Raw genomic sequence first — 14,270 nt, forward strand, 5'->3', positions numbered from 1 at the left:
GTGCAGTTGGTGCAGTTGGTGCAGTTGGTGCAGTTGGTGCAGTTGGTGCAGTATTAGACGATTTCTTAATTACTTTAGGTAATTCTTTTGATTTTAAAGATGCTTCTGGCAATACTTGCGGTTCTGGACGAGTTGTCTTTATCTCTGGATTTGTTAATACCCTAGATGGTGTAACGGTTCGTTCCACCCTTTTACTCGGAACAATCATTGGTCGACCATCAGGACCAATAATCGTATAAAAACCATCCGCATAAATAGCAGAGTTACTTGCTATTGCAACAAAAAAAATTGCAATAACAAATCTAGGTCGAGACATCCGTTCGCAATTTAATTTTACCATTTTGTTCTATAATTTAACCCGAGTACTGTAACTTTGGTATTGGTTTTAACATCCAAACCGGCATAAGGGTTTAACAGGATATTATCAACTCCCGTTTTATTAGATAAGGTACTAGTCCCTGCTGGAATATTATCGCGGCTACGTAAGAAACCAACTGAAAGATCCAAATCTGTATCTGCATCAAATCGGTACCCAATACCCAAACCAAATAGCTGCGCATTATTAATTGGAATCATGGTATTACGTTTGTCATTTGGAATAGCGCTAGCACGAGGCTCATAACCAGCACGTAACTTCAAACGATCTGTTGCGGAATACTCTAAACCAATACCCCAGCTCCAAGGTGAGGTAAACTTTAGAGGCAAAGCTAATGATGCATCTGTCACATCATTTGATAAAAGTTTGGCAACTTTGAGTAAGGTAATCTGTCTATCAAATTCAAACTTGAACTTATCCCATGCAGAATAATCGGTCCAACCCACATCAAAGTTAACTTGCAAATCAGGGAATATTTTATATTTAATCCCTGCTTGGAAATGTGCAGGATATTCCAGATCCATCGCAGCTAGTCCAGACTCAGAGCTTGGTACATTCCCCGGTAAACCGAGAATGGCAGCTAAAACCTGACCTGTAGCTGATGAGTTTAAGCCTTTAATTAATTCTTGAGGAGCCTTAGCATTATTAATTAGGTATTTCCCTTTCATACGCATTTTAGCTGCACTTTGGTAAACCATACCAAAGCCAAAATCGTCCGTCGGTTCCCACATTAATCCTAAGTTATAGCTTGGGCTTAAAGACTGCTCCATAGAAACTTGAAGTGATCCCATTTTCTTGAATGGATTCATACCTTCTTGAGTATTACATAAACCAAATAACAATAGATTAGTAATCATATCGTTATTGTCTTTGAAAGGACCACATACTACATCATCAACCATACGCAACACCCCAATCATATCATTGGGAAAACGCAAATCGGTTTTCATAGCAAGAGCGTTATAAGACATCCCCACAGAGGCACCAATCGACAAATGGTCATTTACTTGATAACCAAAAGATGGAGACAAATAAGTAATCCGCTCAACAGCAACTTGCTGGCCCATAAAGTTTCCTGCGTTACCATTTTCAGCGCCAAAACCTGCAATTAAAGGTGCATAAATTGCAGTAGCATAAGTCAGCTTTGAGCCTGGTGGTTTATAGGCAATCCCTGCGGTAGGAGCAGCGAGTGGATAACCCTCCCCTAAATCAACCATTTTTTTTAGAATTGGAATATATAAGCTAGCGTATTCAACATCACCACGCACAGGGCCTTTAAAATCAGTACAAATATTAGCTGTAACTTCTGGACCATCATTACAAACAAGAGGGTCATCTGAGTAGCCAAAAACGTTATAACCAGGAGGTGCCGAGAACTCACGCTGAATATCAAAGTTCGCTAAAATTCCTTGCACATCTGTCTGTAACCCATCAATTTTCGCTAAAGCCGCAGGGTTAAAGTGAATTGCACTAATACCAGGCGGATCTGCAGTTACAGCATTCCCCATCGATAGTGAACGAATATCAACAGCTAGGTTTTGTCCTAATTGAGCGTTGGCAAAGCTAGAAAAACCGGAGATCACAATTGCCGCCGTTAAAGGACATAATTTAGGATATTTCACCTGCATATCTCCTTATTTGGTTTTTTTGCCAAAGCCTATAAAATCTAGCGGGAAAGACAGACCCAGTGAAACATCTGGTGCATCTTCTGTTAAACCAATCCCCACCGTACCATTAACAATCGTTTCAGGTGAAACACGTACACCTAAAGCAAAAGACAACATTGCACTACTTTGGTCTGGCGATTTATATGATTCGTCTCCATTATTAAATTCAAACTCAGCATCCATGTTAAAGCTTTGTTGATACGACATGGTTAATGACACGTCATAGTTAAATGAGTAGGCAAAACCGAATGAGAAACCGCCACTAATGCCTGGATCAAAAGAAGTTAAAATCCTTGGCCCCTTAGCCCCACTACCACGTGCTTGATCTAAACCTGTTTCTTTAAAACCATAATTGGCAGATGCCGAGGCAAATAACACAACCGGATCGATATATTTACGGGTACTTGCTCCCACTCCAACAGAGTAATATCCCTTACCTGTTGAAAGCTCATCTAAACCAATTTCGTAAGGGCTATCCCCAGTTTTTGTTGATAGGTTACCAAATAATACCAATGGCAAACGGCCTTGCTTTAATGGGAAAGGTTCCCAGCGTGCCCCTAAAGAAATATCACCTAAACCCGCTGCAGTTGTATCTCGAACAATTTCAGACTTTGCAACGAAAGGAACGGTTGCTGATAATGTTAAGTTGTCCAATATCCCGTATTGAACGGTAAAACTATTCGTTAAAGTATGGTTCGCATCTTCTTCAATACGTAATCGGTTGAGCTGAGAGGAATTATCAGCTAAAGCTAAATCAATTCGAGTATCACGATAATAGGTATAATCGAGATCGTAATAAGCTGAGAATACTCCTCTTTTAATCAATGAATATTGTCGCTCATTCGAACTAAATACTTCTTGCAAATTTGTTTCTTGAGTCGCATCCCCTTCTTTCTTCTGTAATGCAGTAGCAGCTTGATTAGCTCCAGTATTTGCTGCCTCAACAGCAGCCGTTTCAGTAGTTACAATGTCTGTAGCTGGAGTTGTACTCGCTTCTTGAACTGAATCTGTTGCTGATGTTACTACCGATCCTGTACTCGCGTCAGAAACAACTTTGGTGTTTTGTGCTTCAGCTTCAGTTTGGTCATTTGCATAAAGTGTGCCCGTAATAGCACTCATACTTAATGCCAACACACTCATCTTCATCCATCGATTATTCATGTTTCTTCCCACCTAATGTATTTATTTTACTCAATTCATATTTGATTATTTACGCTTATAGTAAAGACGCATATACGTTTCAATTGGCTGATTATAGGTTGCAGAATTTGGGTCTTTATCCAGTACCCGACGCATGGTTGATGCTTTATTTGCTAAACGGTCATAATTGAATGTTGGATATTGCACATCCACAAAGGCATAACGGTTAACAGTTGCATCTTCCACATGACGCATATCTGAGTCTTTTAAGGCCAATAGGTCTTTACGTTGAGATTCAGGAACAGAAACAACGAATAATGTATTGTTATCCCAGACCTCTTTAAAACGATTTTCATCAAAGCTGATATTCCCTAATGCAGGATCAGCAACATAGACTCGTCCATCTTTATAAGCTTTATATACGACAAAATGTTTAAAACCAGCATAAGAAATTGGAACGATTGCAGGTTGTCCAAGATTGACTAAATCAGAAAACTCCCCTCGATAACCACCACTATCCAAACCAATAGCAGTTACAAAGCGCTTCATATCAAGTAGTGAGAAGCTTCGGCGTTCAATAATACGTTGATATTCACCATACTGTAGTAAACCGCTCATCGTCTGCTGTTCAGTCAAACTAGTTCCCACATACCCATTTAAAAGTGTAGTAAGAGCAGCTGAACCACAGCTATAATCATAAGCTTGTCGAACAATACCTCGGAACTGATCTTCTACAGCTGGTTTAATCTGAACTGGTTCAATATGATTACGGCGAAAAGATAAATTACGTGAATCGGCAGTCTCTGTATAATAAACAGTTCCCGGTGGCTTTTTTTCTATTTCGAAGGCTTCTGTCGCAAAGTAATATATCAATGCTGAGCCTAAAGCAATCTCTAACATAAGCACTTGTTCTAAATGGTGGCCTACTGGCCTTATTCATTTTATTCTTAGAGCAATAGCTCTACATCCCTGTGTGTTGAAGATACCTTTTTTTTTTGAAAAAAACAGCCTTTTTTTACTTTTTTTTGATGAACGTTTAGTTTTATAAAAATAGAGAGACTTGTGTGATTAATTTAAATCGATTTTTAATTTAACAGCTTATTTTTATCAATAAAAAATATATTTTTATATAGTTAAATTAGACAGTTAATAAATAAAAAAAGCGCGTAATAAACGCGCTTTTTTTATTAGAAACTCAGATTAGTGACCTGAAATTGTAATTGTAGAAGTTCCTACATTTAAACCTTGAATTTCAACATCACCAATTGAAGCTGCTTTAACCGCACCGGTACCCCAAGTACCATCAGTTGCTTTAGTATTTGTACCTAAACGTACACCCTGTACATAAACGTTCATACCTTGAGTACTGTTATTTTGGATTTGTAAACCTGTTGGTACAACTGAAATTTCAGCATCAACATCTAAATCACCAGTCGTATTACCAGCGCCTCGAACCATTACTTTATCCAATAAAATCGATCCCCCCCCCGCAGCGTCGTTGATACCGAAGTTAGATAGTGTTAAACCGCCCTGTAAAGCAGAGTTCACTTTAATCATCGCACCCTGTGGAGTAGTACCTAATTGTACATTCGCTGAAATTGCGCCTAGAGACAAATCTAAACCAGAGATAATTTCAGTTGGAGCAGTTTCATTAATACCACGTACAGCAGTAGTTGTATTTAAAGTACCAGAAGTACCCACACCAATAGAACCAACACTTACATTAACAGCACCCACGTTTGCAGCAACGTTTAAAAACGCGCCATTATTACCAGCTGCACCAACACTATCAATTTTTAGATCCAACAAATTAGCAGTTTGATCAACCTGTGTAACAGATACTCCGCTTACTACAATCGCACCAGCTGTTGCCGCAGCACCTGTAATACCTGTAGCAGGGTCTAAACCATCATTATCATGAATAAATACTTTATCGATAGAAATACCGCCAGCACCTAAAGCGATACCGATATTAATACCATCTTGACCTGTAGCAGCACTAAGCGCAGCATCGTCCATTGACTGCATTGCCATTGCATTTGCACTGATAGCTAAAGAAGAAACTAAAGCAAGTTTAGTAAACATTTTCATTGAGCACTCTCCCAAGAGCATTTATTTTTTGACTTAACCACTCTATTGTCTCAAATTGCATTTTTCTTTATATGGCAACCGAAACTTCCAATCCTTGAGTAGTTTTGCTTAGCAATTACTAAATTACATCTACGTTAATTTTTGTTCAACTAGTGTTGTGCATTTTTTGCCAACTACCCGACAAACGGTACACTCAAGTTTTTCTACACAAACCTTGTTAAAAACAATAAATTCTAAGTTGAAAATTTCGTTCATTTTATCAGCAAAAAGTTTAGTATTTAAAAGACTTTCTCCTGATGAAGTACAACTTATAGTAAACTAACTACTCTCTCATTAAACACTCTTTTATTTAAAAATGTCTCAGTTAAAGAAAAAAATCTCTTTATATAGTAAAAATGCTGCCGATATTTTAAAAAAATTAAATGGTTTAACTGGGCTTATTTATTTAAATGATAATAACAACCCAATTATCGGATTTCTTCCGCAAGATTATATTATTATTCAAAATGAAAATTATTTAGATTTTGAGCGCCAAAATTTCAACGAATATAAAAATAGATCAAAATCAAATCAACTCTTAAATTTCATTCAATTTAAAGAAAACAATTTAAATAAAGACATTAAATCAACAACAAGTTTTATGGGTGGTTATATTGGTTTTATCAGCTATGATTTCAGTGCACATCAATTTATTAATGGACGAAATCATATACAACCTTCTCTATTCCTAGGCCAATATCGATCTTTTTTAAAATATATAGATAATGATTGGTACTTTTTTAGTGATGAAGAAAATGCAATTGATCTATTCTCATATATTGAAAATAAAATAGAGAATTTTGGTTCTAATAACTCTAAAAATATATTTGAATTAAAAACAACTATTCAACCAAGATGGTCTAAAAAACAATATTTCGATGCTTTCTATAAAATACAAGAATACATTAAAGCTGGTGACTGCTATCAAATTAATTTAACCCAAGAGTTTAAAGCTAAATTTTCAGGATCCTTATTAAATAAAGCTAAAGACTTATGGCAACTTACAAATGCTCCATATGCAGGTTATTTAAAATTAGATGATTTTGAATTATTAAGTTGCTCTCCCGAGCTTTTCATCGAATTTAATCAAAATAAACAAATTAAAACTAGACCTATTAAAGGCACAATGCCTCGCTATGAGAATGCAGAAAAAGATTTTATTTCTAAACAAACCTTAAAAAACTCTCAAAAAGACCAAGCAGAAAATGTGATGATTGTCGATTTATTACGTAATGATTTGAGCATTTATGCCAATACAGGATCTGTAAAAACAACAAAATTATTCGAGATTGAAAGTTTTAATCAGGTACATCACATGGTAAGCGAGATCGTTGCGACCCTTAAAGATGATATTAATCCTATGCAAATGCTGCTATCTGCCTTACCAGGAGGTTCAATCACAGGAGCTCCCAAAATTCGGGCAATGCAGATCATTGAAGAGTTAGAGGAATCAGCAAGAGGTGCATATTGCGGGACAATGGGTTACTTCAATTTTGATGGAACTGGCCGCTGGAATATTCTCATCCGTAGTTTTCAACAATATCAGAATCAGCTCTCTTTATGGGCAGGTGGTGGTATTACGATTGCATCAAATGCAGAAGCAGAATATCAAGAAAGTCTTGATAAAGTCTCTGCTATGCTGAACTTGATGAACAGCACAGCAGAGTAAAATTTAGAGAATATCTTCTTTTAATGTCTGTACTAAACGCTCATTTTGCTCATCAGTTCCTACAGTAATTCGCAAGAATTGATTAATACGAGGCTTATTGAAATAGCGCACAATAATGCCCTGCTCACGTAATTGCTGTGCAAGCTGACCTGCATCATGCGATGGATGTGAAGCAAAAATAAAGTTTGCTTTAGAAGGTAAAACTTTAAAGCCCAAAGCAGTTAATTCATCTACTAGCTTTTCACGACTAGAAATAACTTTTTGACATTGTTCTTCAAAATAAGTTTGATCTTCAAAAGAGGCTACCGCTGCTGCAATTGCAAAACGGTCAATAGGATATGAGTTAAAACTATTTTTGACAGCTTCAAGTGCAGCAATTAAATGAGACTGAGCAATCGCGAAGCCAACGCGTAAACCCGCAAGAGAGCGAGATTTTGAAGTTGTTTGACACACAACCAGATTCTCATAGCGATTTACTAAACTCACAGCTGATTCTGCACCAAAATCAACATAAGCCTCATCAATGACAACCACCCGATCTGGGTTAGCTTTTAAAATTTGTTCTATTTCTGCTAAACCTAGTGCAATACTTGTTGGAGCATTAGGGTTTGTAATAATAACCCCACCATTTGGTTGCACATAATCTTTAACTTCTATCTCAAAATTATCATTGAGTGGGATTTCTTTAATCTTTGTACCAAAAAACTGACTATAAACTGGGTAAAAGCTATAAGTGATATCTGGATAAAGAATTGGTTCATCTTGAAGAAAAAATGCTTTAAAAATATGAGCAAGCACTTCATCTGAGCCATTACCAACAAAAACTTGTGAAACATCAATATTCTGTTGCTTAGCAATCGCATGTTTTAATACCGTAGCATCTGGGTCTGGATATAAACGCAATGCATCAGCCTGATGAGTTAAAACAGCTTGAACTGCTTCAACTACTTTTGGTGATGGCGGATATGGATTTTCATTTGTGTTGAGTTTCAATAAATTCTGAATTTTAGGCTGTTCGCCAGGAACGTACGGCTCTAACTCACGAACTTCTGGACTCCAAAAGCGCATTTGTGCTGTAGATAAAGTCATGGTCTTATCTCAAAAAAGGGCTGAAAATCAGCCCTGAGTAATAATTAAAAAACTACAAGGTTTATAAGCTTATTGATAACGATAGCGAGCTGAGCGTGCATGGGCATCTAAGTTCTCTTGAACAGCCAATATATCTGCTGTCTTAGCTAACGATTTGACTCCATCTTTCGAACACATAATTAAGCTCGAACGTTTTTGGAAATCATAAACACCCAATGGAGAAGAAAAACGAGCAGTTCCAGAGGTCGGTAATACATGGTTTGGACCTGCACAATAGTCACCAATTGCTTCAGGTGTATAGCGCCCCATGAAAATTGCTCCAGCATGGCGAATATCTTCACTCATAGCCTCGGCATCATCTAAGCAAAGTTCCAAATGTTCTGGTGCAACTTGATTAATCAAATCAATTGCTTCTGCACGGTCCTTTACTAATACCAAAGCACCACGGTTTTCAATCGAAGTTCTCGCAATGTCTGCCTTTGGCAATTCGTTTAAATGGTTTTCAATTGCCAACTCTACCGCATTAAGCAAAGCTTCATCAGGAGTAATGAAAATAGCTTGAGCAACTGTGTCATGTTCAGCCTGAGATAAAACATCCATAGCTAACCAATCTGCATTATTTTCACCTTCTGCATATACTAAAATTTCAGAAGGTCCAGCAATCATATCAATACCGACCTGACCAAATACAGCGCGTTTGGCAGCTGCCACAAAACGATTTCCAGGGCCAGTAATTTTATCTACAGGTGGAATGGTCTGAGTACCATAAGCAAGCGCTGCTACAGCTTGAGCTCCCCCAATAGTGAATACTCGACTCACTCCTGCAAGGTAAGCCGCAGCTAGAACCAATGGATTTAGTTCACCGTTTGGTGCAGGAACAACCATAATAATTTCAGGTACACCAGCAACATGGGCTGGCACTGCATTCATTAAAACTGAAGACGGATAAGAGGCTAAACCACCTGGTACGTAAATACCCACACGGTCTAGAGGTGTGACTTTTTGTCCTAATGTATTACCCAAATCATCTATATAAGTCCAGCTCTCTTGTTTCTGAGCTTCATGAAATGAACGAATACGCTTTGCTGCTAACTCTAGAGCATCACGAATTTCTGGGCTTAAATTATCAAAAGCAGTTTTAAGTTGTTGTTGAGATAATTCTAAATCTGAAAATTGATGCGCAGGATGTCGATCGAACTGTTGAGTAAGCTTTAAAACATGATCATCACCATGCTGACGAACATCAGCAATAATTTGATCTACTGTTTGCACTAAATTAAGATCATTTACAGTTTCAAATGCTAAAAGCTCAACAAAAACCTGTTTGAAGTTCTGATCTTGAGTCGATAAACGTCGCATCAATTTACCCACAAGGCGAAAAAGAAAAACCAAGTTTACTCTTTTTCTAAGCGCTTGTGGGCATCATCTGAAGCAACTATCACAAAAGCATGATGGGAAATTGCTTTTAACGTGATTGAACAGCTTGCTCAAGCTGTGAAATGATTGGATTTAATAGAGTTTGCTTACGTTTAAAACTAGCTTTATTTACAATTAAACGTGAAGAAACTTTGCAAATTTCCTCTAATGGCTCAAGACCATTCGCTCTTAGCGTATTACCAGTGTCGACCACATCGACAATGTAATCACCCAAACCCACCAAAGGCGCTAACTCCATAGAACCATAGAGTTTGATCACATCGACTTGCTCACCTAAGCTTGCATAATACTGACGTGTAAGATTGACGTATTTCGTGGCAATTTTTAAACGGCCTTTTGGACGTTCCATTCCCACTTTACCAGCAGTCATTAATTTACACTTAGCGATTTTCAGGTCAAGTAGCTCATATACATGCTGAGCGCCATGTTCCATCAACACATCTTTGCCTGCTACACCTAAATCTGCTGCGCCATTTTCTACATAGGTAGGCACATCAGATGCACGTAAAATCAAAATACGTACTTGCTTATGCGTAGTAGGAAAAATCAGTTTGCGGGACTTTTCCGGATCTTCGAGCAAATTAATACCCGCTGTAGCTAGTAAAGGTAACGTCTCTTTTAAGATACGTCCTTTACTGAGTGCCAAGGTCAAACCATGATCAAAATTGCCCATCACATCAAAATTAGGATCATCGTTTCTTACATCATTCATTAACTTACTCGCTTAATTTTGGCACCTAAACCTTGAAGTTTCTCTTCGACATGCTCATAACCACGGTCAATATGGTAGATACGGTCAATTAAGGTATCACCTTCTGCCACTAAAGCTGCCAAAACTAGAGAGAACGAAGCACGCAAATCTGTTGCCATTACAGGTGCAGCCTGTAAAGTTTCTACTCCAGTTACGACAGCATCATGACCTTCAACCTGAATATTAGCACCCATGCGTGACAATTCAGGAACATGCATAAAACGATTTTCAAAAATCGTTTCAGAGATAGTTGCAAATCCACGACCAATAGCATTTACAGCCATAAGCTGAGCTTGCATATCTGTTGGAAACTCTGGATGTGGCAAAGTTCTAAAACTTACAGCTTTAGGGCGTTTGCCTAACATATCAAGTTCGATCCAGTCATCACCACGAGTGACTTCGGCACCCATTTCTTCAAACTTATCCAAAACAGATTCAAGTAATGCAGGGTCGGTATGTGTAGTTTTGACACGACCGCCCGTAATTGCCGCAGCTGCCAAATAAGATCCCGTTTCGATACGATCAGCTACCACAGCATATTCACAGCCATGCAAACTTTCTACTCCAGTTACAACAAGAGTATCAGTATCAAGTCCTTCAATCTTAGCGCCCATTTTAATGAGCATTTGAGCAAGGTCAGTGATCTCAGGCTCACGAGCTGCATTACGAATAGTAGTAATACCATCAGCCAGTGCAGCAGCCATCAAGATGTTTTCAGTACCACCAACGGTAACCATATCAAAAACAACTTCGCCGCCTTTTAAACGACCTTCAACTGAAGCATGGACATAACCATTTTCAACTTCAATATGTGCACCTAAAGCTTCTAAGGCTTTTAAATGCTGATCAACTGGACGTGATCCAATTGCACAACCACCTGGTAAAGAAACTTTCGCATTACCGTAACGCGCTAATAATGGTCCTAAAACCAAAATTGAGGCGCGCATTGTTTTTACTAGTTCATATGGAGCAAACTGATTATCTAAAGTAGAGGTATCAGCTTTTACTGTGTCATTTTCATAGCCGATTGTAACCCCTAAACCACCAATCAACTTGACCAAAGTATTTACGTCTTTAAGATTTGGAACATTAGTGATCGTAATTGGAGAGTCTGCAAGAATAGTTGCAGCAAGTAATGGTAAAGCTGCATTTTTAGCACCAGAAATGCGTACTTCCCCGTCGAGCTTAACACCACCCGTAATTAAAAATTTATCCATTAATATTTAAGCTCCGAAAAGGCTTGCTTTACGCCATTCATCTTTGGTCATTGCACGAATTGTTACCGCGTGAACTTCGCCACTTGCAATATAAGTATTTAATGGTGCATAAACTAATTGTTGGCGAGCAACAGTACGCTTACCGTCAAATTGATCATCCACAATACGGAGGTCAAATTTTCCGGCCTGTCCGCTCACCGCTACTTCCGCTTCAGGGAAAGCTTCTTTTAAAATTTGAGTGAGCTGTTCACTATTCATTGCAAAGACCTCTGACACAACCTAAGGTGTAAAACGAAGTATTTTACTATAACTTTTTCAAAGAATTCAGTACGTGTTTATATTTTATCAATAAAAAAGAGGCTATGTTTCAAGCCTCTTTCAATTATATAAAACTTATTAAATAGAAACAGCAACTTGCGAATAAGTGCACTGCATTTTCCGATATTTTAATAATTGTTTTTTTAATTTTTCAGTTAGTTTTTTAATTGAAGTATACATATCATCAGCAGTTGCCTGAGCAAATAACTCAATTCCCGGCAATCTTACAATAGCCTCTGCAACATGGTTCGAACTACCTTTATGAGAGCGCTTATCAATTTGATGATCTTTTGTTAATTTAATCTGCATACTATTCACCTGATCTAAGTGTTTTGTTAACTGATTAAATTTTGATTTAATATTTTCTTCTATAGCTGGTGTAATTGCTAAATGATGTCCACGAATCGTTATTTGCATAATTCTATCCCTCACCTTTTTTAGGTTATCTAAAGAAGAACTAAAACGATTTAATGCTATCAAAAAGAAAACTTAGAACAATTAAACCATTTTAGTTACTCTCTTGGTGAAAATGAAATTTCATTATTTCGTCATAATGAATCTCTAGAATAGCCATACTTCAAAATTCAGATCAAGACTTTTCTTTCAGACGACGAAGGAATATGTAACGATTCTCGATATTTTGCGACCGTTCTTCGAGCCACTTCAATTCCCTCATCCTTTAACAATGTAGCAATTACATTATCTGACAAAGGCTTACGTGGATTTTCATTGGCGACTAGTTTCTTAATCATTGCCCGAATTGCGGTGGAAGATGCCTCTCCCCCTGCTGTTGTTCCTACATGGCTAGAGAAAAAATATTTCAGCTCAAATAGACCACGAGGCGTAAGCATATATTTATTTGTAGTTACACGAGAAACTGTAGATTCATGCAATTCGACTTCTTCTGCCACGTCTCGAAGAACTAGCGGCTTCATCGCTTCCGGGCCTATTTCCAAAAAAGCTTTTTGATGCTCTACGATACAAGAAGCTACTTTTAATAACGTTTTATGCCTTTCATCAATACTTTTGATAAAGTTTTTCGCCTCAAGCATTTGGTTACGTAAATATAAATTATCCTCACTCTGATCTGCTCTACGAATCATACTAGAGTAAAAAGAATTAATTCTTAATTTAGGAAGTACATCTGGGTTTAGCTGAACCTGCCAATGTAAATCTTTTTTTGAAACCACTACATCGGGAATTTGATAATCAGATTCTTGCTTATCAAATTCCATACCAGGATAAGGTTTTAACGTTTTTAAAAGGTTGATTGCAAACTTTAATTGGTCTTTCGTTAAACCAGTTTGTTTGAGCAATTTATTAAGATCATTGGCTATCAAAAGCTCATAATACTGTAATAGATTTTTTGCCTCGTTTAGATATTCAATATCTTTTGGTAGAAATTCGAGCTGTACCTTTAAACATTCCGCTAAATTACGCGAACCAATCCCTAAAGGATCAAGGCGTTGAATATGTTTTAAAACAACTAAAACCTCATCTTCTTCGATCTCTTCCTCAATATCCATTTCATTCAATAATTGTTGTGCCGCTAAAATTATTTCTTCAATTTCAGCATCTAAAAACCCTTTATCATCTAATGCATCAACAATACAATAAGCAATTAATTGATCTATTTTAGAAAAATGCAAAAGATTAACTTGTTCTAGAATATGTTCCTTTAGCGATAATTGAACTTGGCGATTATCCTCTCGTTCTTCAAATTCTGGAGTAGCCAAAGCTGTTGATTGATGGGTATAAACATCATCCCACTCAGTATCAACGGGTAAATCATCAGGCAAATGGTCTGCATTTAGCTCAGTCGTTAAGTCATCTGATTCTTTATTTTCTAATGCAGCCAGACTCTCCGTTAGTGATTCTTCTTCTATTTTTTCAAGTAAAGGATTACTATCTAGTTGAATCTGAATTTCCTGTTCAAGTTCTAAACTAGAGAGTTGTAACAAACGAATCGCCTGCTGCAATTGAGGTGTTAACGATAGAGAATTCGCTACTTTCAATCCAACAGATAATTTCATATATTTCATTTTCCATAAAACAAGCAAAAATCATGCCTATTCAATATTTATAACATATAGTCTCCATTTGTTATACATATCCAACTGAAATTTGTAGAAGAAAAAAGAGATTTTTCCAATTATAAAAATAATCTTATTAAATTAATTCTATCAAACATGGTTCTCATACAAAGTCAGACACGAAATCTTGTTATAAAAAGTTAATTAGGAGGAACTAGCCCTCTTTTAATTTTGTCTAATTGATTACTCTTCGATTGTATAGTTTTTTTCTATTAAATTTTAAGATTTCAACTCATAGCTTACTATTTTATATTTATTCCCCACATATATATTTTTTAGCACATAAAGAAACACCCCCATTTATTAGAATGGGGGTGTTTAGAATAATGAGCTGGCGATGACTTACTCTCACATGGGTAACCCCACACTACCATCAGCGCTAA

At 37.1% G+C, this 14,270-nt stretch carries 12 protein-coding genes and 1 pseudogene; 1 reads left to right on the top strand and 12 read right to left on the bottom strand.

Annotated features, from left to right (window positions below):
• From RMA94_RS01120 to RMA94_RS01140, 5 genes and pseudogenes are all read right to left on the bottom strand, one after another.
• Window positions 1–316, bottom strand: a pseudogene (locus RMA94_RS01120) (protein FilE); the annotation flags it as partial.
• A 17-nt stretch (window positions 317–333) separates the two neighbouring features.
• Entirely contained in the window at window positions 334–1,998 is a 1,665-nt protein-coding gene (locus RMA94_RS01125) for an OmpP1/FadL family transporter (protein ID WP_032004349.1), read from the bottom strand.
• 12 nt (window positions 1,999–2,010) lie between these two features.
• On the bottom strand, window positions 2,011–3,204 hold the full coding sequence (locus RMA94_RS01130; RefSeq protein WP_311081509.1) for a transporter: 1,194 nt from the start codon (window positions 3,202–3,204) through the stop codon (window positions 2,011–2,013).
• Between the two features lie 45 nt (window positions 3,205–3,249).
• Window positions 3,250–4,083, bottom strand: a complete 834-nt coding sequence (locus RMA94_RS01135) for a C39 family peptidase (protein WP_014208424.1) — start codon at window positions 4,081–4,083, stop codon at window positions 3,250–3,252.
• A 300-nt stretch (window positions 4,084–4,383) separates the two neighbouring features.
• A complete protein-coding gene (locus RMA94_RS01140; protein WP_032036889.1) occupies window positions 4,384–5,274 on the bottom strand; it encodes a DUF6160 family protein in 891 nt (296 codons plus the stop codon).
• A 355-nt stretch (window positions 5,275–5,629) separates the two neighbouring features.
• On the opposite strand from RMA94_RS01140, the gene RMA94_RS01145 reads away from it, so the two are divergent.
• A complete protein-coding gene (locus RMA94_RS01145) occupies window positions 5,630–6,982 on the top strand; it encodes an anthranilate synthase component I family protein (RefSeq protein ID WP_161283024.1) in 1,353 nt (450 codons plus the stop codon).
• Window positions 6,983–6,985: 3 nt separating this feature from the next.
• Here the strand turns inward: RMA94_RS01145 and hisC are convergent, their stop codons facing one another.
• From hisC to RMA94_RS01180, 7 genes are all read right to left on the bottom strand, one after another.
• Window positions 6,986–8,071, bottom strand: coding sequence for a histidinol-phosphate transaminase (gene hisC / locus RMA94_RS01150; protein ID WP_311081512.1), 1,086 nt, complete (start codon window positions 8,069–8,071; stop codon window positions 6,986–6,988).
• A gap of 69 nt (window positions 8,072–8,140) precedes the next feature.
• On the bottom strand, window positions 8,141–9,430 hold the full coding sequence (gene hisD, locus RMA94_RS01155) for a histidinol dehydrogenase (RefSeq protein ID WP_311081513.1): 1,290 nt from the start codon (window positions 9,428–9,430) through the stop codon (window positions 8,141–8,143).
• 106 nt (window positions 9,431–9,536) lie between these two features.
• The gene (gene hisG, locus RMA94_RS01160) at window positions 9,537–10,220 is read right to left on the bottom strand and encodes an ATP phosphoribosyltransferase (RefSeq protein ID WP_005071248.1); all 684 of its coding nucleotides are present in this window, start codon (window positions 10,218–10,220) and stop codon (window positions 9,537–9,539) included.
• A complete protein-coding gene (gene murA, locus RMA94_RS01165) occupies window positions 10,220–11,476 on the bottom strand; it encodes a UDP-N-acetylglucosamine 1-carboxyvinyltransferase (protein WP_119686005.1) in 1,257 nt (418 codons plus the stop codon). Before murA ends, hisG begins: the two co-directional genes overlap by 1 nt.
• A gap of 6 nt (window positions 11,477–11,482) precedes the next feature.
• On the bottom strand, window positions 11,483–11,734 hold the full coding sequence (ibaG, locus tag RMA94_RS01170) for a BolA family iron metabolism protein IbaG (protein WP_002115399.1): 252 nt from the start codon (window positions 11,732–11,734) through the stop codon (window positions 11,483–11,485).
• Window positions 11,735–11,872: 138 nt separating this feature from the next.
• Window positions 11,873–12,211, bottom strand: coding sequence for a ribosome hibernation-promoting factor, HPF/YfiA family (hpf, locus tag RMA94_RS01175; RefSeq protein WP_005071251.1), 339 nt, complete (start codon window positions 12,209–12,211; stop codon window positions 11,873–11,875).
• Between the two features lie 167 nt (window positions 12,212–12,378).
• Window positions 12,379–13,827, bottom strand: a complete 1,449-nt coding sequence (locus RMA94_RS01180; protein ID WP_119686004.1) for an RNA polymerase factor sigma-54 — start codon at window positions 13,825–13,827, stop codon at window positions 12,379–12,381.
• Window positions 13,828–14,270: the final 443 nt, after the last annotated feature.

The organism is Acinetobacter sp. V115_6 (assembly GCF_031799025.1).
In the GTDB taxonomy this organism is placed as follows: domain Bacteria; phylum Pseudomonadota; class Gammaproteobacteria; order Pseudomonadales; family Moraxellaceae; genus Acinetobacter; species Acinetobacter pittii.

What these genes read in the sequence shown, in the direction of transcription:
- RMA94_RS01130 (WP_311081509.1), bottom strand. Translation starts at nt 3,204, where the DNA reads ATGAATAATCGATGGATGAAGATGAGTGTGTTGGCATTAAGTATGAGT.
- RMA94_RS01135 (WP_014208424.1), bottom strand. Translation starts at nt 4,083, where the DNA reads ATGTTAGAGATTGCTTTAGGCTCAGCATTGATATATTACTTTGCGACA.
- RMA94_RS01140 (WP_032036889.1), bottom strand. Translation starts at nt 5,274, where the DNA reads ATGAAAATGTTTACTAAACTTGCTTTAGTTTCTTCTTTAGCTATCAGT.
- RMA94_RS01145 (WP_161283024.1), top strand. Translation starts at nt 5,630, where the DNA reads ATGTCTCAGTTAAAGAAAAAAATCTCTTTATATAGTAAAAATGCTGCC.
- hisC (WP_311081512.1), bottom strand. Translation starts at nt 8,071, where the DNA reads ATGACTTTATCTACAGCACAAATGCGCTTTTGGAGTCCAGAAGTTCGT.
- hisD (WP_311081513.1), bottom strand. Translation starts at nt 9,430, where the DNA reads ATGCGACGTTTATCGACTCAAGATCAGAACTTCAAACAGGTTTTTGTT.
- hisG (WP_005071248.1), bottom strand. Translation starts at nt 10,220, where the DNA reads ATGAATGATGTAAGAAACGATGATCCTAATTTTGATGTGATGGGCAAT.
- murA (WP_119686005.1), bottom strand. Translation starts at nt 11,476, where the DNA reads ATGGATAAATTTTTAATTACGGGTGGTGTTAAGCTCGACGGGGAAGTA.
- ibaG (WP_002115399.1), bottom strand. Translation starts at nt 11,734, where the DNA reads ATGAATAGTGAACAGCTCACTCAAATTTTAAAAGAAGCTTTCCCTGAA.
- hpf (WP_005071251.1), bottom strand. Translation starts at nt 12,211, where the DNA reads ATGCAAATAACGATTCGTGGACATCATTTAGCAATTACACCAGCTATA.
- RMA94_RS01180 (WP_119686004.1), bottom strand. Translation starts at nt 13,827, where the DNA reads ATGAAATTATCTGTTGGATTGAAAGTAGCGAATTCTCTATCGTTAACA.